18 protein-coding genes are annotated in these 21,920 nt (G+C 65.7%); 8 read left to right on the top strand and 10 right to left on the bottom strand.

Features of this window, described 5'->3' with window-relative positions:
- Positions 1-7 precede the first annotated feature (7 nt).
- Positions 8-820 carry a FadR/GntR family transcriptional regulator gene (locus L5G33_RS02435; protein WP_236996540.1) on the bottom strand — a complete coding sequence of 271 codons (813 nt, stop codon included), beginning with the start codon at positions 818-820 and terminating at the stop codon, positions 8-10.
- 252 nt (positions 821-1,072) lie between these two features.
- The gene (locus tag L5G33_RS02440; RefSeq protein ID WP_236996541.1) at positions 1,073-2,377 is read right to left on the bottom strand and encodes an acyl-CoA dehydrogenase family protein; all 1,305 of its coding nucleotides are present in this window, start codon (positions 2,375-2,377) and stop codon (positions 1,073-1,075) included.
- A 91-nt stretch (positions 2,378-2,468) separates the two neighbouring features.
- Between L5G33_RS02440 and L5G33_RS02445 the strand changes: the two genes are divergently transcribed.
- Positions 2,469-3,467, top strand: coding sequence for a phosphotransferase family protein (locus L5G33_RS02445; protein ID WP_236996542.1), 999 nt, complete (start codon positions 2,469-2,471; stop codon positions 3,465-3,467).
- A 12-nt stretch (positions 3,468-3,479) separates the two neighbouring features.
- Here L5G33_RS02445 and L5G33_RS02450 read toward each other — a convergent pair whose 3' ends face one another.
- Positions 3,480-4,076, bottom strand: a complete 597-nt coding sequence (locus L5G33_RS02450; protein WP_236996543.1) for a TetR/AcrR family transcriptional regulator — start codon at positions 4,074-4,076, stop codon at positions 3,480-3,482.
- Positions 4,077-4,179: 103 nt separating this feature from the next.
- Between L5G33_RS02450 and L5G33_RS02455 the strand changes: the two genes are divergently transcribed.
- Positions 4,180-4,620: a nuclear transport factor 2 family protein gene (locus L5G33_RS02455; protein ID WP_236996645.1), complete on the top strand. Its 441-nt coding sequence runs from the start codon at positions 4,180-4,182 to the stop codon at positions 4,618-4,620.
- A 9-nt stretch (positions 4,621-4,629) separates the two neighbouring features.
- Here the strand turns inward: L5G33_RS02455 and L5G33_RS02460 are convergent, their stop codons facing one another.
- From L5G33_RS02460 to L5G33_RS02480, 5 genes are all read right to left on the bottom strand, one after another.
- Positions 4,630-5,337 (bottom strand): ABC transporter ATP-binding protein, encoded by a 708-nt coding sequence (locus L5G33_RS02460; protein WP_236996544.1) that lies wholly within the window; start codon positions 5,335-5,337, stop codon positions 4,630-4,632.
- Complete coding sequence (locus L5G33_RS02465) at positions 5,334-8,093, bottom strand: branched-chain amino acid ABC transporter permease/ATP-binding protein (RefSeq protein ID WP_236996545.1); 2,760 nt, start codon at positions 8,091-8,093, stop codon at positions 5,334-5,336. Before L5G33_RS02465 ends, L5G33_RS02460 begins: the two co-directional genes overlap by 4 nt.
- Before the next feature lie 52 nt (positions 8,094-8,145).
- A complete protein-coding gene (locus tag L5G33_RS02470) occupies positions 8,146-9,393 on the bottom strand; it encodes an ABC transporter substrate-binding protein (protein WP_236996546.1) in 1,248 nt (415 codons plus the stop codon).
- Between the two features lie 180 nt (positions 9,394-9,573).
- Complete coding sequence (gene xylB / locus L5G33_RS02475; RefSeq protein ID WP_236996547.1) at positions 9,574-10,962, bottom strand: xylulokinase; 1,389 nt, start codon at positions 10,960-10,962, stop codon at positions 9,574-9,576.
- Complete coding sequence (locus L5G33_RS02480; RefSeq protein ID WP_236996548.1) at positions 10,959-12,434, bottom strand: mannitol dehydrogenase family protein; 1,476 nt, start codon at positions 12,432-12,434, stop codon at positions 10,959-10,961. The genes xylB and L5G33_RS02480 overlap by 4 nt, the downstream gene beginning before the upstream one ends.
- Positions 12,435-12,573: 139 nt before the next feature.
- Between L5G33_RS02480 and L5G33_RS02485 the strand changes: the two genes are divergently transcribed.
- The 5 genes from L5G33_RS02485 (at position 12,574) to L5G33_RS02505 (ending at position 17,958) form a co-directional block, all read left to right on the top strand.
- Positions 12,574-13,620 (top strand): sugar-binding transcriptional regulator, encoded by a 1,047-nt coding sequence (locus tag L5G33_RS02485; protein WP_236996549.1) that lies wholly within the window; start codon positions 12,574-12,576, stop codon positions 13,618-13,620.
- 89 nt (positions 13,621-13,709) lie between these two features.
- Positions 13,710-15,008: an ABC transporter substrate-binding protein gene (locus L5G33_RS02490; RefSeq protein WP_236996646.1), complete on the top strand. Its 1,299-nt coding sequence runs from the start codon at positions 13,710-13,712 to the stop codon at positions 15,006-15,008.
- A gap of 32 nt (positions 15,009-15,040) precedes the next feature.
- Positions 15,041-15,964: a carbohydrate ABC transporter permease gene (locus L5G33_RS02495; RefSeq protein WP_236996647.1), complete on the top strand. Its 924-nt coding sequence runs from the start codon at positions 15,041-15,043 to the stop codon at positions 15,962-15,964.
- Positions 15,964-16,818 (top strand): carbohydrate ABC transporter permease, encoded by an 855-nt coding sequence (locus L5G33_RS02500; protein ID WP_236996550.1) that lies wholly within the window; start codon positions 15,964-15,966, stop codon positions 16,816-16,818. The genes L5G33_RS02495 and L5G33_RS02500 overlap by 1 nt, the downstream gene beginning before the upstream one ends.
- Positions 16,819-16,857: 39 nt before the next feature.
- On the top strand, positions 16,858-17,958 hold the full coding sequence (locus L5G33_RS02505; protein WP_236996551.1) for an ABC transporter ATP-binding protein: 1,101 nt from the start codon (positions 16,858-16,860) through the stop codon (positions 17,956-17,958).
- A gap of 122 nt (positions 17,959-18,080) precedes the next feature.
- On the opposite strand, the gene L5G33_RS02510 is transcribed toward L5G33_RS02505, so the two are convergent.
- A complete protein-coding gene (locus L5G33_RS02510; RefSeq protein ID WP_236996552.1) occupies positions 18,081-20,324 on the bottom strand; it encodes a CocE/NonD family hydrolase in 2,244 nt (747 codons plus the stop codon).
- A 259-nt stretch (positions 20,325-20,583) separates the two neighbouring features.
- On the opposite strand from L5G33_RS02510, the gene L5G33_RS02515 reads away from it, so the two are divergent.
- Positions 20,584-21,117, top strand: coding sequence for an LppP/LprE family lipoprotein (locus tag L5G33_RS02515; RefSeq protein ID WP_236996553.1), 534 nt, complete (start codon positions 20,584-20,586; stop codon positions 21,115-21,117).
- A 16-nt stretch (positions 21,118-21,133) separates the two neighbouring features.
- On the opposite strand, the gene pcaD is transcribed toward L5G33_RS02515, so the two are convergent.
- Positions 21,134-21,910 carry a 3-oxoadipate enol-lactonase gene (gene pcaD, locus L5G33_RS02520; protein WP_236996554.1) on the bottom strand — a complete coding sequence of 259 codons (777 nt, stop codon included), beginning with the start codon at positions 21,908-21,910 and terminating at the stop codon, positions 21,134-21,136.
- Positions 21,911-21,920: the final 10 nt, after the last annotated feature.

Consider the following 21,920-nt stretch of genomic DNA (forward strand, 5'->3'; position numbering starts at 1 on the left):
AACCCCGTCAGTTGAAGAGGTCGACTAACGGTTTGTTCTCGTCGTCGAACATGAAGAGGTAGGTCGCAGCGACTTCCATGTGGCGGAACCAGTGCTTCTCGGCCCCGGGACCATCACGCTTCTCAAGGAGGTTCGCGAGACGGACGTAGGAGCGAATCGTCTTCTGGAACCGGCTCTTCTGTTCATGTTCGGGGCGCGTCATGCCCTGTGCGATCGTCTGCTGCAGATGTGTGTTCACGATGTCGGCCAGCACGGCGCCCTGAACGGCCAGGGTCTTGTTGCCGCATCGTTGCAAGATGAGCTCGTGGAACCGGTAGGTGATCGCGCTCCAGCGCGAGAGGTCAGGGGTGGCTTCGATCCAGCCTTCCACCATGGCCTTGAGTTCGGTGATCACGGCGCGCAGATCTGCGAGGTCGTCGTCTGTTCGGACTTCGGCCAGCATTCGGGCGCAGACGGGTTCGGTGACCATGCGGGCTTCGTACACGTCCTGAATGGTCGTGTTCTGGAGTTGCAGGAGAAGCCCGACGTGTCGCGCGGCGACGATCGGGTCGGGCTCCAAGACCTGGGCGCCACCGCGCGCGCCGCGTCGAACTCCGATGAGTGTCTCGGCTTCGAGGATGCGGAACGCTTCACGAAGCGTCGGTCGCGAGACAGAGAACTGCTCCATCAGCTCAGCTTCGGCGGGAAGCGTCTGCCCTGGTAGAAGGTCGCCTCGCACGATCTGCCGTCGCAGATGGCCAGCGATCAACTCGGCGGTCTTCGGAGCGCGCATCACCTCGCCTACACGTGCACTGGACGACGTGCTGTCGCGCTTCCCCATGAGATGGTCCCCTCCAACGATTTCGGCACGGCAGACGAGGTGCAGCGTCCCGAACATATAGTCTACGTATATCCACTGAATACAGTGTGATCAGTCGACTATATCTGGACTTCCTTTGGTGGAGTGAACTGAGCCGCTCGTATCGTCGTCGATGTCGTTGGGCGTGTTATGTCCAGTACTGCCAGTACTCGTTCGGGCAGTACTACATCGAGCTAGTCGAGCAGCCTGTAGTCGAGAACGCGCTTCTGTAGTTCATGGCAGGCCGTGCGAGGCCAGCGTGTCGGCGTGTTTGCGTCGGGCCGCAGCGAGGCGGGTCGGGGAGTGCTCAGTGGGAAACAACTCGGTCGTGGCCGTGTACGTCTTGAGCAACTCTTTGGCGATCGTGCCTTGATGCACCTCGGTCGGTCCGTCCGCCAGTGCCAGCTGGGGTACGCTCGCCCACCAGCTGGCAAGCGGCAGCTCCGACGTGACCCCCAACGAGCCGTGCAGGTGCACCGCTCGTTGGATGATGTCGTGCATCACGCGAGACATCTGGACCTTGCACATGGCGATGGAACTACGGGCACTCCCGTGCGGCTTGGTGTCGATGATCCACGCGGTGTGTAGAACGAGGAGGCGGAACTGATCGAGCTGGATTTTGGAGTCGGCGAGCATGTGCTGAACCGATTGCTTCGATCCGAGCAACTCGCCCTGAGTGCGTCGCGACAGAGCTCGCTCGGCCATCATGTCGAGTGCGCGACTACACAGGCCCACGGTCCGCATGGCGTGGTGGACGCGTCCTCCGCCCAGCCTCGCCTGCGCCACGGCGAATCCTTCGCCCGGTCCGCCGAGCATCGCGTCCAGAGGTACCCGGACCTCGTTGTACCGGATGTAGCCGTGGATTCCTTCGTCGAGATCGTCGCGTTCGCCGAGCACGGAGACGTTGCGAAGGATCTCGACTCCAGGCGTGCCGGTGGGGACTATCAGCATGGACATCCGCCGGTAGGGGGAGGCGTCAGGGTCGGTGACCGCCATGACGATCAAGAACTCGGCGTAACGAGCATTGGAGGAGAACCACTTCTCGCCGTCGATCACCCACTCGTCGCCGTCTTGCCATGCGCGACAAGTGAACTCCTTCGGATCGGCGCCCGCTTGCGGCTCAGTCATCGAGAAGCTGGAGACGATCCGGCCGTCGAGCAGAGGTTGTAGATACCGCTGCTTCTGCTCCTCGGTGCCGAACATCGCGATGATCTCAGCGTTGCCGGTATCTGGGGCCGCCGTTCCGAACACGGTCGGTGCCCAGTACGAGCGGCCGATGATTTCGTTCATCAGGCCGAGCTTGAGTTGTCCGTATCCGGGGCCGCCCAGGTCCGGGCCGAGGTGGCAGGCCCACAGGCCCTGCCCCTTTACGCGCTCCTGCAGTGGCCGGAGGATTGCGCGGCTCGCTTCGTTCGTGACGTCGTACGGGTCGCCTCCGTGCGGAAACAGCGTGTCGAGTGGTTCACACTCGTCGCGGACGAAGTCGGCCATCCAGTCGAGCTTCTTCTGGAAGTCGGGTTCGGTCGAGAAGTCCCACATATCGTCTCACCTTCGATGCTGCATTTACTGTTCATTCAATCTAGAATAAGATTCTGAGAATAACAAACACAATTATGATTGGGGTTCCGTTATGGACGATGTGCTTGAGGAGATGTGGCCGCGGGTGGCGAAGGAGTTGTCGACGGCGTGTCCGGGTGTGCGCCTCGTCGGTCTAGACCCGCTGACCGGCGGAGCCTCGAGCTTGACGTACATCGCGCGACTCGACGGCGCGGACGACGTGGTGGTCAAGGTCGCTCCGCCCGGATTCGAACCGGTTCGGAACCGGGACGTTCTGCGGCAGGCCGCGTTGATGCGTGCGCTCACCGACCACGGTGGTGTCCGTGTGCCCGGCGTCGTGTTCGCCGGTGCCGGCGGGGGACTCGACTCGCCGCCGTTCTTCGCCATGGACCTGGTGCCGGGGCGCTGTGAAGAGCCGGTCCTGCAGCCGGTGGGTGAGCGGGCAGTGCCTGCGGAGGTCGAGGCTCGCGCATACGACGCTGCAGTGGCCATGGCGGAACTGCACGCGGTCCGGCCCGGCGACTTGAACATGGAGGGCGAAGCGCGCGTCGGTATTCGTGACGAGATCGAGCGGTGGACGCGGGCGTTCGAGACTGTCCCCGCAGATCTTCAGGGAGACTTCCAGAAGTGCGCCGAACTCTTGGAGGCGTCGATTCCGCTTGCGATGGAGCCGGTGGTCAACCACGGGGACTATCGCCTAGGCAACACGCTGTGCTCGGGTGGCCGGGTCACCGCGATCATCGACTGGGAGATCTGGTCGTTGGGGGATCCCAGGATCGATCTCACGTGGCTGACGTTCTTCACCGATGAGGCCGGTCATCCGGCTGCCGAGCCGGGAGCTCCCGTAGGTACGCCGACGAAGGCCGAGTTGATCGCCGCGTACGAGACCGCGGCCGGTGTGAGCCTTGCGGACATGGATTGGTTCGACGCGCTGACGAAGTACAAGGAGGCTGCAGCCACGGCACTGCTGCTCAAACGTGGCCGGCGGGGCGGTGCGATGCCGCCTGCGATGCGACGGATGGTGGACGGCGTGCCGCGTCTGCTCGATGAAGTGCGAGCAGTTCTCGCCTGAGTCGGTGTGTGATCAACTGATCGCGTGACGAAGGAAGCCGACCAGGTGGCCGATATCGTCATCGGTCGGCAGCGTCGCGTTCCACACCTGGTCTTCGACGGCGCCGATGAGAGTTGTCGCGGCCAGGCGGGAGTCGCGGAGGACGTCGGTCGATCCGAGGTCGGTGAGTATCGGCGCGAGGATCTCGGCGATCTCGGTGCGGAACGACAAGCTGATCGCGACCTCGTGGCGGCTGCCCAAGATGTTGCGCGAGGCTGAGGCGAGTTCCGGCGTGGCGGCCTGGCTCATGAGTGCGGTGACGGCCGCGTGCAGGCGTCTGCCGGGGGAGTCGGCGCTGGCGGCCTTGTGGCCGACGTACGTCGACACCCTCCGTATGCCGTCTTCGGAGATCGCCGCGACGAACTCGGCTTTGCTTCCGAAGTATCGATAGAAGGCTTCAATGGACACTTCGGCCGCTGTGACGATGTCGGCGACGCGCGGATTGACGCCCGCCCCGAAGAGTTCCCGGCCCGCGGCGATGAGCCGCGCGACTTCAGTCTCCGCAGTAGCTTGCCTGCGGCTCAAGCTGCGCTGGACGGCTTCTGCTGCACGTGATGTCGGTTCCTCCACGGACCGAGCATAATCCAGTTCTGATTTTACGGAACAGCGATACACTCGGGGAAAACGGAATTCGTTAGAACAGATCACTGATTAAGGAACGCAGGTGGACGAGATGGACGCTTGGGAGATCGCGGCGCGGGAATGCGTCAGGAATACGTACGCGTCGTACAACCACGCAGGCGATCGCTTCCGGATCGCCGATCTCACCGCCTGTTTTGCCGAAAACGGCGTATTGGAGATCAAGGGTGGCGCCGTGGCGACCGGACGCGCGGAGATCGTCGAACTGCTGACCGGGTCTCGCTCGGAGAATCCTTCATGGGTTCCGCAGATCCGGCACTTCATCGCCAACGTGGTGTTCACCTCGGTGACGCCGACTGGGATCGAGTCTGCCGCATACTTCCAAGTCCTGACGCAGCGAGGACTCGACCATTGGGGCCGCTATCGGGACGCACTCGTGCCCGTCGACGGCGATTGGCTGCTGGCCCATCGCTTGGTCGCCGTCGACTCCGCGGTCGACGGCGCATGGTACGACGGGCCCGTCAGCGGGAGGTGAGGCGCCGCGTCACACCGCCAGCGTGGTTCCCAGATAGGCGGCTTCGATACGGCCGGGGTCGGCAAGAAGATCGGCGGCCGACCCAGCGAGCACTTCTTCGCCGTGAGCGAGGACGAGTGCCCTGTCCGCGGTGGCGAGAGCGAGCGACACGTGCTGTTCGACGAGGACGACGGCTACGCCAGCGTCGGCGACGGTGCGCAGGACAGGGAGAAGAGATTCGACGATCACCGGAGCCAGCCCCATGGACAGTTCGTCGATCAACAGAACCTTCGGGTCCTGGACGAGTGCTCGGCCGATCGCGAGCATCTGTTGCTCGCCGCCGGAGAGGACACCCGCGGGCACTTGCAGTCGGTCCTTGAGTCGAGGGAACAGGTCAAGTGCCTCGTCGACCTTGCTGCGGCGGGTGGCGGCGAGCCGCAAGTTCTCAGTGACGGTCAGTGTGGTGAACAGCGATCGGTCGTCGGGCACCAGGACGATACCGCGTTTCGCCGCGCGTCGCGGATGGCTAGAGGCGAGCTCTGTCCCGTCGATCTGCACAGAGCCTTCGGTGCGGTCGATCAGGCCCGCGAGAGCGAGGAGCGTCGTGGACTTTCCCGCGCCGTTCGGGCCGAGCACAGCCAAGATCTGTCCTGCATCGAGGGAGAAGGCGACACCGCGGACGACTGATGAGCCGTTGTATCCCGCTGCTAGTCCAGTGACTTCGATTCGGGAGTTCATGCGTTCACCTCATCGTTGATGGGAGCGGGTTCGTCGTCTTCCGCCGGTGCTGGCGAGTGGGAGGACCCCAGGTAGGCGGCGACGACCTGCGGGTTGTTCTGGATCTCGGCGGGAGTGCCGACGGCGATGACCTTTCCGAGGTCGAGGACGATCACCCGATCACAGATGTCCAGGACCAGGCCCATGTCGTGTTCGACCATCACCACCGTGACACCGCCTGCTCGGGCCGCACGAAGGCGTTCACCGAGCCAATGGCTTTCCGCCGAGTCGAGGCCTGCGGCCGGCTCGTCGAGCAGCGCGACGTGCGGCCTGCCCGCGAGCGCCCGCGCCACGGACACGAGTTGGCGGCGGCCCTGGGAGAGCTCGTCGACGGGCCGGTCGGCCACCTCAGTGAGGTCGAGCGTGGCGAAGAGCCTGTCGAGATCGGGCTCGGCATCGTTGCCGTGTCGATGCAGCGCCGCAGTGGTGCCGACCACCACGTTCTCGCGAACGGTGAGGTCGTCGTACAACTCGATTCCTTGGAACGTTCGGCCGAGACCTGCCCGGCTGCGGAGATGCGGCGGGGCCCCGTCGAGGACTGCGCCGTCGAGGGTGACCGATCCGGTGCAGTTCGCGTATCCGCTGATCGCGTCGACGAGGGTCGTCTTGCCCGCCCCGTTGGGGCCGATGAGTCCGAGAATCTCACCGTGGCGGACCTCGAACGAGACGTCGTCTAGCGCGATGACTCCGCCGTAGCGAACGCCGACTCCGTCGACCGATACGATCGGCCCGCCGATCGTGGGAGCATCACCGACGATAAGCGATGAACCTTCGGCTGCTGGAGCCAGCTTCCCTCGGCGGACCCGTGCGGCGAGTGTATGCAGCGGGCCGACGACGCCTTCCGGGTTCAGGATGATGGTCAGGACAAGGAGTGCGCCGGACACGATGCCGAAGTACTCGCCGAGCCCGATCCACCGGTCGAGCGCAAGGAAGATGATGCCGCCTGCTCCGACGAGCCCCGCCGTGATCCCGCCGGCGACGGAGGAGACTCCGGCCAGATAGACCATGGCGAAGAGCCCGATGCCGGCGAGCGCGGTGAACGACGACGCAGTCGCACCGTACTGTTGGTAGGCCATCAGGGTGCCGCCGATCGCGGCGATGAACGATCCAATCGCGAAAGCTGCGATCTTCACCCGGCGGACGTCGATGCCTGCTGCGGCAGCCGAACGCTCGTTGGCTCGCACCGCGAGCATCGAGGCTCCCAGGCGTCGGGTGCGCAGCCACGCGACACAGAACGCGACTGTGGCGAGCACTATCAGGCACAGGATGCCGAACCCGATCTTCGGGTAGTTTGCGCCCGCACCGATGCCGAGGTCCAGCCCGAACAGGCTGGGCGGATCGACCGGCGCGCCTCCGAGCCCTCCGTTGAAGTCGACATTGCGGAACCAGAGAGCTTCGAGGGTCACCGCCATGGCGAGTGTCACCACCGCGACGGGCAGGCCCCGGAGGCGAAGAGCGGGGAGGCCGACGACGACTCCGACGACGGTGGCGATCAGCGCGGCGAGGACGGGTGCGATCGGGAACGGTATGCCGAGCCCGGTCGTGAGTCGCGACAACGTGAACGCCGCGACACCTGCGACGGCGAGCTGGGCGAGCGACACCTGCCCCGCGTATCCAGTCACCACCACCTGAGACAGCGCGATGACGCCGAGGATGAAACTCGTGATGACTGCGGCCCGAACCGATCCGTGCGTGGAGATCAACAGGACGATGGCCGGAACGATTGCCACCAGTGGCACGAACAAGTTGCGAGGCCGGGGTGCGCGTCCCAGAGACGGAGGCACGAGGGAGCCGCGCTGGGGCAGTCGGTCCCGGCGAGCGACGAGCAGGACGAGGATTAGGACGAGTGGTACGAGTTCCGCAGTACCCGATGACGGGAGCCAGCCGACGGTCGTCTGCATGTAGGTGAGGACGGACTGCACCATGCCGATCGCCAGTCCGGCGAAGATCGCGGGACCGAGCTTGGTGAAGCCGCCGCATAGCGCAGCAGCCAATGCGGGAACGATGAACAGGGTGTACGACAGCGGGATCAGCGGGACGATAGGGGAGATCAAGATGCCCGCGAGTCCCGCAACCACGGTCGAGAGGGCCCAGTTGACTGCGGCGATGCGGTCTGGCGCGAGCCCCGAGACGAGGGCCCCGCGCTCGCTTTCGGCGACCGCACGAGTGGCCAGACCGAAGCGAGTGAAGCGAATGAGAAGTGTCAGCGCGATGCCGAGCAGGATGATGATCGCGGCGAACCACAACTGGTCGGTGGGGATTCGGGTGCCTGCGAGGGTGAAATAGCCCTTCGGCAGGATGGCGTCGACCGCGACCGGACTCGTGCCGACCTTCTGTGCGATGACGGCTTGGATGAGGAGCATGACGCCGATAGACGCCACCGCCTTGGCTACCGGCGACGCGCTGCGCAGCGGGCGGAACACCAGCCCGTAGAGCACCAGCCCCAAGACTGCGGCGACCGCCAGTGATATCACCATCGATATCGCGAGATTCTGCGGCGCCCCGAGGCTCAGGTTCTGTTTGAGCCCCGGGACGGGCAGGATGAGTTCGCCCTTGCGGAGAAACGCGAAGGTGTACGCCACGTAGAGAGCGATCGCGCCGGTGGCGAAGTTGACCACTCCTGAACTGCGGAATGTCACCACCAGGGCCATAGCCAACGCGGCGAACACTGCGCCGCTGCCGAGGCCGAGGAAGAGGAACAACAAGTAGTCGGACATGACTCGCTCTCTAGAGGTTCGAGACTATGGTTCGGTCAGGATTGAACCGCGACTACTTGAGCAGGCCGATGTTCGAGATACTGCCCTCGGCGTCGATGTCTCCGACGAGCGCGAAGTTCGCGCACACAGCCTTCAGGCCGGGAAGCATCTTTCCGTCACAGGTCATCGTGCCGCCGCCGCCGAGAGGAACGGCGACGTCCTTCACCGAGCGAATCGCGGTGATGATGCTCTCCGGGGTGGGCTCGCCCTTCACCGACGATGCGGCACGGATGAGGCCCATCATCGACTGGTAGCCGGTCTGTGCCGATCCCTCGGTGGTTTCGCCCGGCGCGTACTTGGCCATGACCGCGCGGTAGGCCTTCGACTCGTCGTCGTCGCCGCTCGCATCAGTGGTGGTCATGATCTTTGACCCGTCGAGCGCGCTGCCTGCGCCTTCGATTACGGAGTCGTCGTTACACGCGGTGATGACAACCTTCTCGCCGGAGTACTGGACCGTTTCGAGTCCCTTGAGCGTGGAACTGCACATGGTCGCGTCGCCGACCAGGCCGACCATGCCCGGATCGTCCTTGACGCCGGCCGCGACCTGCGATGAAGCATCTGGGGTGCCGAGCGGAATCGGCGTGATCGTCAGGTCGACTCCCGACGCTTCGAACGCCGGCTTCCCCATGGACTGTGTGGCTGCGACGATGCCGGTGTTGTCGGTGACGAAGAGCGTCGCCTTGTCGTGGCCCTGCTGCTTGGCGTACTTGGCCATGTCCGTCAGGATTCCGGGGAAGCCGCCGGTCCAGAAGAAGGCTGAATCCGAGGTCAGTTCCTTGCCGCCGACTCCGTTGTAGCCGGTGTACGCGATGCCTGCGCCGGCGATGATCGGTTCCATCACATCGCCCTGCGCCGAGTTGAGCACGGTGACTGCGGCGACCTTCTGCTCGACCATCTGGTTTGCGCAGTCGGCCGCTGAGGACGTGTCCTCCTTGCTCTTGCAGATGACCGTCTCGATCGGGTGCCCACCGATCCCGCCGAGGTTGTCGTTGGCGTACTTGACCGCGGCCTCTGCTGCGATGCGACCCTCGGGCTGGGAGATGGCCGGGCCGTCTTCGGAGTTGATGACGCCGATCTTGATGGGAGTTCCTTCAGCCTTTTTCCCGGCGAAGGTGCCGTCGGGTGCCGCTGAGATCGCGGCGTCGTCGGACTGGGTGTCGGTGGCGGAATCGTCGGCACACGCCGCGACTCCGAAGACTAAGGCGGATGCGGCAAGTGCTGCCGCGATGCGGCGGGTACTCCGGGCATTGAGGTGACGCATACAACTTCCTTCGGGTCAGCGTGACATAGGCCACTTATTGAACTGATTGCAGAAGCGTAAGACTCGGGCATCATTGTGTCAAATAATCTAACTGATTAAGTTGGATGTAGACCATGCTGCGAAGCGAAGGGAGGTGAGTTCGCGTTCGCGGCCCCCGGGGGTTCGACCCGCGGGAGTTCGCTAGGGGCGCGCGGCCGCGTCGGCGGCCGCGCGGTACTGCGTGTACACGTCCGGCGTCGGCTCGGCCGACACCGAATGCGACTCGAACGACCACTCCGGTAGCTGCCCGGTCAGGGCCCACGCGGCTTGGCGCGCGGCGCCGAGCGCCACGTGCTCGCCGTCGGCGGGCATCGTCACCTCGCCGCCGAACAGTGCGGCCGCGATCTGTTGCACGGCAAAAGATTTGGATCCACCACCGGTCAGCATGATTCGCCGGACATCGATGCCCTCGGCTTCGATGCGGTCGCGGCAGAACACCAGGGAGCCGAGCAGGCCTTCGACGGCGGCGCGGGCCATGTTCGCGCGTGTGAAGTTCGCGGTGGTGACACCCGTGATCGATCCGGTGGCGTCGGGCAGGTTCGGGGAGCGTTCACCCGCGAAGTAGGGGACCATCGTGACGCCGTCGGCGCCCGGGGGAGCCGACAGTGCCAGCGACGAGAACTCGTCGAAGGCGGCTCCGAGCATCGCCGCGGTCGACGCGAGGACCGGGGCGCCGTTGAGCGTGCACACCAGCGGCAGGTGCCGTCCGGTCGCGTCGGCGAAACCGGCTACCAGGCCAGACACATCGCACGGTGGAACGTCGGTCACTGCGCTGACGACACCCGAGGTCCCGAGGGATACGACGGCGTCGCCCGGTCCGGCGTGCAGGCCGAGCGCGGCCGCCGCGTTGTCGCCCGCGCCCGCACCGATCACGAGACCGGACGAGGTGACACCGGCTCGTTCACCCGGCCCGACGACGCGCGGAAGGATCGGTCGCCGTCCGCGGAAGGCCAAGTTCAGCAGGTCGTCTCGGTACTCGCCGGTCGCCGCGCTGAAGTAGCCGGTGCCCGAGGCGTCGCTGCGGTCGGTCGTCAGCTCGGCGAGGTCGGTTCCACCGCGCAGCTTCCAGGTCAGCCAGTCGTGCGGAAGGCAGACGGCGGCGACCCGGTCGGCGTTGGCGGGCTCGTTGTCGGCGAGCCACCGCAGCTTGGACGCGGTGATGGAGGCCAGCGGAACCACACCGACGTCCTTCGCCCACTCGCCGGGGCCGCCGAGGTCGGCGATGATGTCGGCGGCGCTGCTCGCCGACCGGGTGTCGTTCCAGAGGAGTGCGTCGCGCACCACGTCGCCGTCGTCGTCGAGGCAGACCATCCCGTGCTGTTGCCCGCCGACCGACAGCGCGGCGACATCGTCCAGTCCGCCCGCGTCCGCGATCGCCGAGGTCAGCGCTGCCCACCAACGATCGGGTTGCACCGACGTGCCGTCGGGATGCGGTGCGGTCGCGGACCGCACCGTCTGTCCGGTGTCGGCGTCGCAGACCACCACCTTGCACGATTGGGTCGACGAGTCGACACCGGCGACGAGAGTCATGCGAGAACGGCCTCCAACGTTCTGCGGGCGCCCACCGTGCGCAGCAGGTCCAGCGCCCGCAGATAGACCGCCGTGAACTGTTCGTAGTCGGCGAGGTCGCCGAACAGGTCGACGTCCCGGACGAACGCCAGCGGCTCCGTTCGCGACTCTCGAGCCAACGGAACCAACCGTGCGGCCAACGGATCGACGACGTCGATCGGCTCGCCCTGCTCGTCGACGCCCTCGGCGTACCGCGTCCAGCTCGCCACGACGGCGGCGGCCAACGGCACGCCGCCACCCGATGCGACACGGTCGCGGATCACCGGAACCAGCCATTTCGGGATGCGGTCGGACGAGTCCTGGCACAGGCGCGCGACGGTGTCCGCGATCGCGGGATTGGCGAACCGTTCCAACAGGGTGTCGATGTAGTCGTCGACGTCCACGCCAGGCAGGGCGGCGAGCGTGGGCTTGCCCTCCTCGCTCATATAGCGGCGCAGCAGCGTCACGATGTCGGGGTCGCGCGCGGCGTCGTGCACGTAGCGGTATCCGAGCAGATACCCGAAGTAGCAGAGTGCCTGATGGCCGGAGTTCAACAGACGGAGCTTCATGTGCTCGTACGGCGTTACATCGTCGACCACCTGGACGCCGACCTTCTCGAGAGCGGGACGCCCCATCGCGAAGTCGTCCTCGAGGACCCACTGGGTGAACGGTTCGGCGACGACCGGCCAGTTGTCGGCGATGCCGACACGGTCGGCGACCTCGGCCGCGAGCTCCGGGGGCGTCGCCGGGGTGATCCGGTCGACCATCGAGTTCGGGAACCGGGCGTTGTCGGCGATCCATCCGGCGAGCGCGGGATCGCGCAGCGTCGCGAACGCCAGGAACGTGGACCGGGCCATATCGCCGTTGCCTTGGACGTTGTCGCACGACATCACGGTGAACGCTGGAATTCCGCGCTCGCGCCGACGTGCCAGCGCTTCGGTGACCAGTCCGAACACGGTCACCAGCGGCGTCGCGCCGGACAGGTCGGCCACCACGTCGGGATTGGTGGCGTCGAACTCGCCGGTCGAGGGTGAGAAGTTGTAGCCGCCTTCAGTGACCGTCAGGGAGACGATGCGTGTGGCCGGATCGGCGAGACGTTCGACGACGGCGTCTGGATCGTCTGGGGCGTACAGATAGTCGACGATCGATCCGATCACCGACGTCTCGACTGCCCCGTCAGGATGCTTGAGCGTCAGCGAGTACAGGCAATCTTGACCGAGGAGTGCGTCGCGCATCGCGGCGTCGGCCTCGCGGACCCCGACGCCGCAGATGCCCCAGGTCGACGCGTCCGGATCCGCGGCGAGGAGGCGGTCGAGATACACCGCCTGGTGTGCGCGGTGGAACCCGCCCACTCCGAAGTGCACGATGCCCGTGGTGATCGCCGAACGGTCGTAATCGGGGACGGCGGCTCCGCTGATCTGCTCCAGGTTCGCCGAACTCAACGGAATGCTCATCGATGCCTCTCTCCGGACCGCCATGCCCGTCGCATACCGGTCATGGCGTTGTTGCGTGCGTCACAGTCGGATGTTACCCTACTGAGCATATCCACATGCAGTGAGCATATGTTCACAATTATCCGAGAGCAATGTACCGATGACGCCAGAGCGAACCGCTGACGAACCGGCGAAAGACCATTCCGGTTCCTCGCGCCGTTCGACGTCGTCGCGAACGGGTTCGGACTCTGGTCACGACCTGCGCCTCCTCGTGCGGGCTGCCGCGATGTACCACCTCGACGGACTGACTCAGGCCGACATCGCACGTCGGCTCGGAGTCTCCCGTCCGACGGCCGGCAGGCTCATCGCCCGTGCCCGAGCGCAGGGCCTGGTTCAGGTGACCGTCTCTGCACCGCCGCACCTCGCGTCCTCCATCCACACCGACCTCGAGCGCGAGATGGAGCAGGCGTTCGGGCTCGACGAAGTCCTCGTCATGGATGAAGTCGCGGACGGGACCGGCACGGGGACCGCGGCACTCGGCCGCGCAGGCGCATCGATCTTGATGCGTCGGATCCAACCTGACGACACCTTCGGTTTCACTTGGGGCCCCGAGCAGATCGCAGTGGCAGACGCGATGCGCGGGTCGGCGTCGTGCTCGCGCGTTGTGCAGATGGACGGTTCGATGACCTCGGTCGATTACGCGACCGGGCTCGACCACACCCTCATGCGATTCTCCGAGTGCCTCGGCGCGCAACCCGTTCGTTTGATCGCCCCGCTGTATGTGGATGCCGGGACCGTCGAAGCGCTGCAACGCGACTCGCTGATCTCCCAGTCGCTCGACGCAGCGCGCGAAGCGCAGCTCGTCCTCTACGGGGTCGGCTCGGCGTCCACGTCGACGACGCTCTTCGAAGGTGCGTTCATCGACTCCGTCGTCCTCGACGAGCTCCTCTCGTTGGGTGCGGTCGGCGAGATCGGCGGCCGCTTCTACGACATCCACGGCGTCGCCGTGCAGTCCAGCCTCGTGGAACGGACCGTATCCGTCTCGCTCGAGGCGTTGCGGGACTGCCCGACATCGATCCTCATCTCCGGCGGACCCCACAGGCAGGAAGCCGTTCTCGGCGCTCTGCGCGGCGGGTACGCAACCATCGTCGTCACCGATTCGGCGACCGCGCGATGGCTCGTGTCACAAGAGAAAGGCGAACAGTGAGGTTCCCAGGAAGAGGTTTGGCGCACCGGTGGCGTACCGCTGGACGCCGACGAGCGCTCGCGGCGGGTGCATCCGCAGTCGCCGTTGCGATGGTCGCGACCGGGTGTTCTGGCGCGGGCGCCTTGTTCGGCGACTCCGACCGACAGATCACCGTCGCGATGGTGTCGAACTCCCAGATGCAGGACGCCGTCGAACTCTCGGGTCAGTTCACCGAAGAGACAGGCATCGACGTCAAGTTCGTGACGCTGTCGGAGAACGAGGCGCGCGCCAAGATCACCGCGTCGGTCGCGACCGGCGGCGGTGAGTTCGACGTCGTCATGATCAGTAACTACGAGGCGCCGATGTGGGGCGAGTACGGCTGGCTGGTCGACCTCACCCCGTACATGAACGACTCACCGGGGTACGACGCCGACGACTTCGTTCCGACGCTGAAGTCGGCACTCTCGTACGACGGCAATATGTACGCCGCGCCGTTCTACGGCGAGTCGTCGTTCCTCATGTACAACAAGAAGCTGCTCGCCGACAAAGGTGTGACGCTGCCCGCGGACCCGACGTGGCCGCAGGTCGCGGAGGCCGCGGCGAAACTCGACACTGACAACGTCTCCGGTATCTGCTTGCGCGGCAAGCCAGGCTGGGGTGAGGTCATGGCGCCGCTCAACACCGTCATCAACGCGTTCGGCGGGCGCTGGTACGACGAGGACTGGAACGCCCAGTTCGATAGTCCCGAAGTGCGCGACGCCGTGCAGTTCTACGTCGACACCGTCCGGAAGTACGGACAGCCGGGCGCGCCGTCGTCGGGCTTCCAGGAGTGCAGCAATCTGCTGGCTCAGGGACAGACAGCGATGTGGTACGACGCGACGTCCGCTGTCTCGGTGTTGGAGAACGAGGACGAGTCGTCCATCGCGGGAGATGTCGGCTACCTGCCTGCCCCGTCGATGGCCAAGGGCGGCAACGGCTGGCTGTACACGTGGGCGCTTGGCATTCCGACCAGTAGCGACAAGCACGACGACGCCTGGAAGTTCATCGAATGGATGACCAGCAAGGACTACATGAACTACGTCGTCGAGAAGAAGGGACCGGAGAGCGTCCCGCCGGGCAGTCGGCTCTCCACCTACGAGATTCCAGAGGTCAAGGAGGTCTCTGCGCCGTACTCGGAGCAGATGCTGTCGGCGATGAACGCTGCTGATCAGAGCCGCCCGACACTCAGGCCGGTTCCGTACGAGGGGATTCAGTTCCTCGCCATCCCCGAGTTTCAGGACCTCGGAACTCGAGTGAGCCAGCAGATCTCGGCGGCGATCGCCGGACAGATCACTGTCGACGAAGCACTCGATCAGTCGCAGAAGTACGCCGAGGTCGTCGGTGAGTCCTACCAGGAGGAGTCGCAGTGAGCACTGTCGTATCCACCCCGACGGGCGGCACCATGTCGACCGGGAAGCCGTCGATCACCTCGAAGAAGGAGCAGATCTCGCGCGCCGAGGGATGGCGTCGCCGCGGCCCGCTGCTGCCTGCACTGATCTTCCTGCTTGTGGTCACGCAGATCCCGTTCGTCTTCACGCTCTACTACTCGACGCAGTCGTGGAACCTCGTCCGTCCGGGGTCCAGGCATTTCGTCGGACTGGCGAACTACGCCGACGTGTTCAGCGACCGCCAGTTCTGGCAGGTGGCCGTCAACACGATCCTGCTGATCGTCGGCACCGTCCTGATCTCGGTGATCCTCGGACTGGTGTTCGCGCTTCTACTCGACCGGAAGTTCATCGGACGCGGTATCGTTCGCACTCTGCTGATCACCCCGTTCCTGGTGACGCCGGTCGCCGCGGCGCTGCTGTGGAAGACGAGCCTGTTGTCGCCGACCAACGGCCTGGTCAATTGGGCGTTGAGTCCCCTCGGCGTCCACGTCGACTGGCTCTCGGACTTCCCGCTGATGAGCGTGATCGCCGAACTCGTGTGGCAGTGGACGCCGTTCATGATGCTGCTGATCTTGGCGGGGCTCCAATCGATGCCGCGTGACGTCCAGGAGGCCGCACGAGTCGACGGCGCAACCAGTTTCCGGTTGTTCCGTGAACTGACGCTGCCTCACCTGCGCCGATTCATCGAGCTCGGTGCGGTGCTCGGAGCGATCTACTTGGTCAATACCTTCGACGCGGTCTACATGATGACTGCAGGTGGGCCAGGCGTGTCGAGCGCCAACCTGCCGTTCTACATCTATCAGCGAGCATTCCTCGGTTTTGACATCGGTCAGGCCGCGGCGATGGGTGTGGTCACAGTGGTCGGAACGATCGTCGTCGCGACGTTCGCACTCCGCTTGATATTCAAGTCATTCTCCGGAACAGAGGAGGCCGCGTGATGAGTACCGCGACCAGACCCGACGTCACTACCCTGCGACGCAAGCGCAACCCGAAAGCGTCGCTGCTGACCGCGTTCACCTGGATTCTCGCCATCGGGTTCTTCTTCCCTGTGCTGTGGATGGTGCTGCAGGCGTTCAAGAAGGAGTCCGATGCGGCGACTGATCCGCCGACGTTCTTCTTCAGCCCGACGCTCGACCAATTCAAGAACGTGTTCGACGCGGGTATCGGCACTCCACTCTTGAACTCGGTGTTCGCGACCGTCGTGTCGACGATCCTCGTTCTGCTGCTCGGCGTACCCGCGGCGTTCGCGCTGTCGCTGCGCCCGGTGCGGAAGACGAAGGACGCGCTGTTCTTCTTCCTGTCCACCAAGATGCTGCCGATCGTCGCCGCGATCATCCCGCTATACGTGATCGTCGGCCAGATCGGGATGCTCGACAACGTGTGGACGCTGATCATCCTGTACACCGCGATGAACCTGCCGATCGCGGTCTGGATGATGCGGTCGTTCTTCCTCGAAGTCCCGGGCGAACTCCTCGAAGCCGCGAGCATCGACGGGGCGAGCCTGTGGACATCGGTCCGCGAGGTGATCCTCCCGTTGATCTCGCCCGGTATCGCGGCGACCGCGCTGATCTGCGTGATCTTCTCGTGGAACGAGTTCTTCTTCGCAGTCAACATGACGGCTGTCGACGGCCAGACGATGCCGGTGTTCCTCACCAGCTTCATGTCCGGTCAGGGCCTGTTCTGGGCGCAGCTCTCGGCCGCGTCCGTGTTGGCCGCTCTGCCGGTCGTCCTGGCCGGATGGGTCGCGCAGAACAAGCTCGTGCGCGGCCTCTCGTTCGGCGCCATCAAGTAAACGTCCCCGCTCACGTACACACTCCAGGAGAAACCACTCATGGCTTCCATCACCTACGACAAGGCCTGCTGCGTCTACCCCGGTGCGGACACGCTTGCCGTCGACTCCCTCGACCTCGACGTGGAAGACGGCGAATTCATCGTCCTCGTCGGACCGTCCGGCTCCGGAAAGTCGACGGCCCTGCGCATGCTCGCCGGCTTGGAGGAGATCGACTCCGGTGAGATCCGGATCGGCGGCACGAACATGGTCGGTGTCGCACCCAAGGAACGCGACATCGCGATGGTCTTCCAGAACTATGCGCTGTACCCGAACAAGACGGTCGGCGAGAACATGGGCTTCGCGCTGAAGATGCGGGGCGTCCCGCTGGCCGAGCGGAAGGAGAAGGTCGCCGAGGCCGCCAAGCTTCTCGACCTGACCGACTTCCTCGATCGCAAGCCCGCGAAGCTGTCGGGCGGTCAGCGCCAGCGGGTCGCGATGGGGCGCGCCATCGTCCGTGAACCGCAGGTGTTCTGCATGGACGAGCCGCTGTCGAACCTCGATGCGAAACTGCGCGTTCAGACGCGCACCCAGATCGCCGCGTTGCAGCGTCGGCTGGGCACCACCACCGTGTACGTGACCCACGACCAGGTCGAGGCCATGACCATGGGCGACCGCGTCGCGGTCCTCAAGCACGGTGTGCTGCAGCAGTTCTCGACGCCGACTGAGTTGTACGACCACCCGGTCAATGCGTTCGTCGCCGGCTTCATCGGCTCGCCGGGCATGAACCTGTTCACCGCCCCCGTCCGCGACGGCGAGATCACGATCGCGGGCGCGCCGATCGCCATCGATGAGGAGAACGCGGCGCTGTTGCGCACCTCGGGGCTCGACACCGTGATCGTCGGGATCCGCCCCGAGCATCTGGCGTTGGGTGACGGTGAGGGCCTCAATGCCGACGTCGCACTGCTGGAAGAACTCGGTAGCGAGACCTATGTGTACGCGAGCCTTGCCGACGATTCGATCAAGAACCTCGACGGAGAGCCGGTGATGATGGTCGCGCGCTCGGGCACGCGTTCACCGGCCCGTCTGGGCGACGGCATCCGTCTCCGTCAGTCGGGTGCCGCTGTGCACCTGTTTCACCCGGAGACCGGCAACCGCCTGTAGGTCGCGCCGCACTCGTTCACGCCCAGGGCGCCTCGTTCAATGCCCAGGGCACCAGGATTGCGCCCAGGCCCTGCACCTGAGCACTAACTGGTGCCCGGGGCGCAAAGGCTCGGGGGGCGGCGTCAGCCGCCGTTGAACGCTCGGTGGTAGACGCGGCACTGCTGGCCGCGCAGAGAGCCGCAGGCGGCCTTGACCGGCATGCCCGAGTGCGACACGACGGGCAGGGTGACGAACGACCGGGACAGGTCGATGGTGTCGACGACCTTGCCGCCGGTGCGCGCGGTGTCGAACTGCCAGGAGGCGAGGTCGCCGCCGGGCGCGCTGACCATGACGCGGATGCGCGAACCCTTCGCGAACGAGTGCATGACGGGGTGGATCGGAATCGTCATGTCGTTGAAGCCCGCACTCAACGGCAGCGAGCGCGTGTAGTCGGGCGTGGCGCCGTCGCCTCGATAGCTCGACCGCAGGACGCCGGTGCCGATCGCCGTCTCGTGTCCGCTCGCCGACACCTCGGTGAGGGTGACTTGCAGATCGGTCGTCGGTGCAGTGCTCTTGACGCGCAACGTGACCGAGCCGTCACCGAGCATGAGCCGGTCGGACGTCAGCGGCGTACTGATGAACCCGAGACCGCTACGGCCGGGAGCCTGTTTCCAGTCGTAGTCCGGGTGGGTGGCCCACGCCGCCGCCGTGTCGACGGATGCTTCCGGCAGTGTGTTCAACGGCCGGTTCGCCGGATTCGGGCGGAACGCGACCTGACCGTCGCCTGCCGTCGGGCTGAGCTTCCCGTGTCCGGAGAGGTAGAGGCGTTCAGCACCCGCGTCGCCCGGCCAGGAGCCGAACGACTTCTGCCACGGCGACGACAACCCACCCGAGCCCGCCGAGCCTGCACCGTTCCCGAACAGCGCCCGCACCCGCGGGGTACCGGTGATGAACCGCGACTTCGCGGTCTTCAGATTCGGCGAGTCGGCGAATCGCACCGGCGGTATGGGCTGGCCCGGCGCGTTCGTCGCAGCCGGATAGACCGCGAGTCCGAGCGGCGCCATCGCAGGCGGAGTGTGCGGCACTTCGCCTGCGACGAAGATCTGTAGGAATTCCGCCCACCGCGACAGGATCTGCGGACCGAGCGAATCGAAGTGGCGGCCGTTGATGATGTTGGCCCACACTTTCGGGTTGTGCTTGAGGTCGCCGAGGACGTCGACCCACGTTGGGCCGGTCTGCTCATCTTGCGCGGCGCCGCTGAGGAACACCGGGACATCGATCTTGGACGCCCACTCCGGGATCGAACGCTCCTGGTAGACCTGTGCCGACGCCAGCGGATTCTGGTCGATCAAGGTGAACGGGTCCTGGGTCTGCAGACGGAGTTTCTGGTTGGCGGCGCAGACTCTGTCGCCGCCGTCGATGCGGGCCTTGACCCACGGTTGGCCGCCGGACGGGCCCGGCTTCGCGTCGTCGACCCGCTCCTGCAACCACGACTTCGCGAAGCCCTTGTTGAAGATGCCGCCTGGTCGGCCGGTCGAGTAGAGATCGTCGGTGGTGCTCATCGGGGCGATCGCCGCGAGGTGCGGTGGCCGTGTGCCCGCCGTGTACATCTGCGTGATCCCGGAGAACGAGATGCCGACCATGCCGACCTTGTTGTTCTTGACCCAGCCTTGGCGACCGATCGTCTCGATCGCGTCGTATCCGTCCATCGCCATCACGTGATCGAACAAGCCGAAGTCGCCGCCGCTGCAACCGCTTCCGCGCATCTGCAGGCTGATCGTTGCGAAGCCGAGCATCTGCGGAGCCAACGTCGCACCGACGATCACCGAACTCGCGGGCGCCTGCGGATCCGGCGCGCCGACCTTGTCGCCGACCGCGCCGACGACCAGATCGTTCGGCGCGGCGTTCTGGTATCCGGAGTATTCGACGACGGTTGGGAACGGGCCGTCCGAGAGCTTCTTGCCGTACGGAAGCCGGACCGTCGCCGCGAGCGTGACGCCGTCCCGCATCCGGATGTAGTTGAGTCCCTCGTGCATTTTCTGGCGGTACAGGGAAGGGTTCGGCGGCGGTGAGTCGACGGCGGTCACGCGAACGGAACGGGGTGAGACGCCCGCACCTCTCCAGGTGTACGAGCCCGGCGACAGATGTCGCACCAGCAGCGAGCCCAGGCGGTCGCTGACCCCGGAGCCCGCGGTCGATCCGTCGGATGCGACCAACGTCAACGCGGTTCCGGGTCGGGTGTCGGTGATGTACGCCTGTTCGACGCCACCGCCGACCTTCGCGCTGTGGCTCGGTGCAGCCCACGAGGACGGCGCGAGCACCGTCGCCGCGGTTGCCGCAGTCACCCCGATCACTGCGATCTTGCCCAGGAGTCCGCCTATGCGCATACCGTTCTCACCTGCTGTCTTGGCCCACACGAAATGACCGGATCGATCGATCAACTGGTGTGACCGTAGCCATAGCCGGGTGTAAATGCAAGGGATCGCATAGCTGGGCAGCGCCGACGAGACTGTCGGTCAATCGAATGACGAGAGTGGAACGGCGTGGCGTCTCGTCACGACGTACCAGGTGCGTCGAACGCAGCGGGCTGCGCTGGCGCCTCACAATCGGTCGGGGATCGGTCGGGGAGAGCAAAGGAGCAAGGACATGCACCATCGCATCAAGGCGGCCGCGGCCGCTCTCGTCGTCGCGGCAGTCACTCTGGGGACCGGTGTGGGAACTAGCGCGGGGGCCGGTCAGGCCGCCGCCGCACCGTCGGACCGATCGCACGCCGTCGCATGCCCAGCGATCCCGAGCGGCCGCGTCGACGACGCGGTGCGCCGTCTGGCGCCGCCGTTCCCTGGCCGCGCCATCCCGTGGGTGGTGACCGGGCAGGGCTCGGCCATGGGGTGCTGGTCCAAATGGGTCCAGGTCTACCCGCGAGGGGCGACAGGCAGTTCGCCGACGCACATCCTGTTCTTCGACCAGGACCGGTTCATCTCGACTGCGACGCGCAAGCCGACCGCGTTCACCCACGTCGTCCGAAGCGCGTGGCCCGGCGAGGTGACGATCTCGTACCGGTGGTTGATCGGCGACGATGCGACCGCCCACCCGCGCGGTCACGCGCTCGTGCCCTTCCAATCGGTGCCGTTCGTCGCACCGTTCCCGTTGACCCCCATCCCGGGTCAGGTGCTCAGGTAGCGCGCTCGGCGAGCGGTCAGTGCTCCGCGACGTGCTCGATGACGGCGGCGTTCACTGCGGACCGCTGCTCGTACGACGCGAGGTGCGCGGCGTGGTCGAGGATCTGCAGGCGTGAGTCGGGGATCTGATCGGCCAGGAACCGCTGGTGTTCGGGCGGCGTGGCGGAGTCCGCCGCGCCGCCGATCACGAGCGTTGGTGCACTGATCGAACCGAGGTTGGCGCGGCTGTCGAATGCGGCGATCGCTTCGCAACTCGCCGCGTACCCCTCGTCGGACGTGGCGGAGACCATGGCTCGCATCCGGTCGACGATCGCCGGATTGCGTTGCGCGAACGTCGAAGTGAACCACCTTTCGACGACACCGTCGGCGAGCGACGCCGTCGCCTCGACACGCACCTTCTGTGCCCGGTCGACCCACGGTTCCGGGGCGCCGAAACGCGCCGCCGTGCACACGAGCGTCAGGGTGCGGACAGTATCGGGTTGAGCGAGCGCGAGTTGTTGCGCCGTCGCACCGCCGAGGGACAGGCCGACGATGTGCGCCTGCGTGACGTCCAGCGCGGCGAGGAGGGCGGCAACGTCGTCGGCGATGTCTGCGACCGTGTAGGTGCGGACCGGTGCCGGCGACTCGCCGTGGCCGGGCAGGTCGACGGCGATGACGTCGTGGGCAGCGGCCAGCCCGGCGATCTGCGGCTGCCACACGGATCGATCCGAGCCGAGGGGACCGAGGAGCACGATCGGCGCGCCGTGGGTCTGCTGGCCGTGCCGCTCGTATGCGAGGCCGACAGTGGCTGTCATTGCGTAGCTC

This window comes from Gordonia liuliyuniae (genome assembly GCF_021738805.1).
Classification (GTDB): Bacteria; Actinomycetota; Actinomycetes; order Mycobacteriales; family Mycobacteriaceae; genus Gordonia; species Gordonia liuliyuniae.

Coding starts and splice junctions, on each gene's coding strand:
- L5G33_RS02470 (WP_236996546.1), bottom strand. CDS start 9,393: ATGCGTCACCTCAATGCCCGGAGTACCCGCCGCATCGCGGCAGCACTT.
- L5G33_RS02485 (WP_236996549.1), top strand. CDS start 12,574: ATGACGCCAGAGCGAACCGCTGACGAACCGGCGAAAGACCATTCCGGT.
- xylB (WP_236996547.1), bottom strand. CDS start 10,962: ATGACTCTCGTCGCCGGTGTCGACTCGTCGACCCAATCGTGCAAGGTG.
- L5G33_RS02440 (WP_236996541.1), bottom strand. CDS start 2,377: ATGTGGGACTTCTCGACCGAACCCGACTTCCAGAAGAAGCTCGACTGG.
- pcaD (WP_236996554.1), bottom strand. CDS start 21,910: ATGACAGCCACTGTCGGCCTCGCATACGAGCGGCACGGCCAGCAGACC.
- L5G33_RS02500 (WP_236996550.1), top strand. CDS start 15,964: ATGAGTACCGCGACCAGACCCGACGTCACTACCCTGCGACGCAAGCGC.
- L5G33_RS02495 (WP_236996647.1), top strand. CDS start 15,041: ATGTCGACCGGGAAGCCGTCGATCACCTCGAAGAAGGAGCAGATCTCG.
- L5G33_RS02455 (WP_236996645.1), top strand. CDS start 4,180: ATGGACGCTTGGGAGATCGCGGCGCGGGAATGCGTCAGGAATACGTAC.
- L5G33_RS02460 (WP_236996544.1), bottom strand. CDS start 5,337: ATGAACTCCCGAATCGAAGTCACTGGACTAGCAGCGGGATACAACGGC.
- L5G33_RS02505 (WP_236996551.1), top strand. CDS start 16,858: ATGGCTTCCATCACCTACGACAAGGCCTGCTGCGTCTACCCCGGTGCG.
- L5G33_RS02435 (WP_236996540.1), bottom strand. CDS start 820: ATGGGGAAGCGCGACAGCACGTCGTCCAGTGCACGTGTAGGCGAGGTG.
- L5G33_RS02445 (WP_236996542.1), top strand. CDS start 2,469: ATGGACGATGTGCTTGAGGAGATGTGGCCGCGGGTGGCGAAGGAGTTG.
- L5G33_RS02465 (WP_236996545.1), bottom strand. CDS start 8,093: ATGTCCGACTACTTGTTGTTCCTCTTCCTCGGCCTCGGCAGCGGCGCA.
- L5G33_RS02490 (WP_236996646.1), top strand. CDS start 13,710: ATGGTCGCGACCGGGTGTTCTGGCGCGGGCGCCTTGTTCGGCGACTCC.
- L5G33_RS02515 (WP_236996553.1), top strand. CDS start 20,584: ATGCACCATCGCATCAAGGCGGCCGCGGCCGCTCTCGTCGTCGCGGCA.
- L5G33_RS02510 (WP_236996552.1), bottom strand. CDS start 20,324: ATGCGCATAGGCGGACTCCTGGGCAAGATCGCAGTGATCGGGGTGACT.
- L5G33_RS02480 (WP_236996548.1), bottom strand. CDS start 12,434: ATGAGCATTCCGTTGAGTTCGGCGAACCTGGAGCAGATCAGCGGAGCC.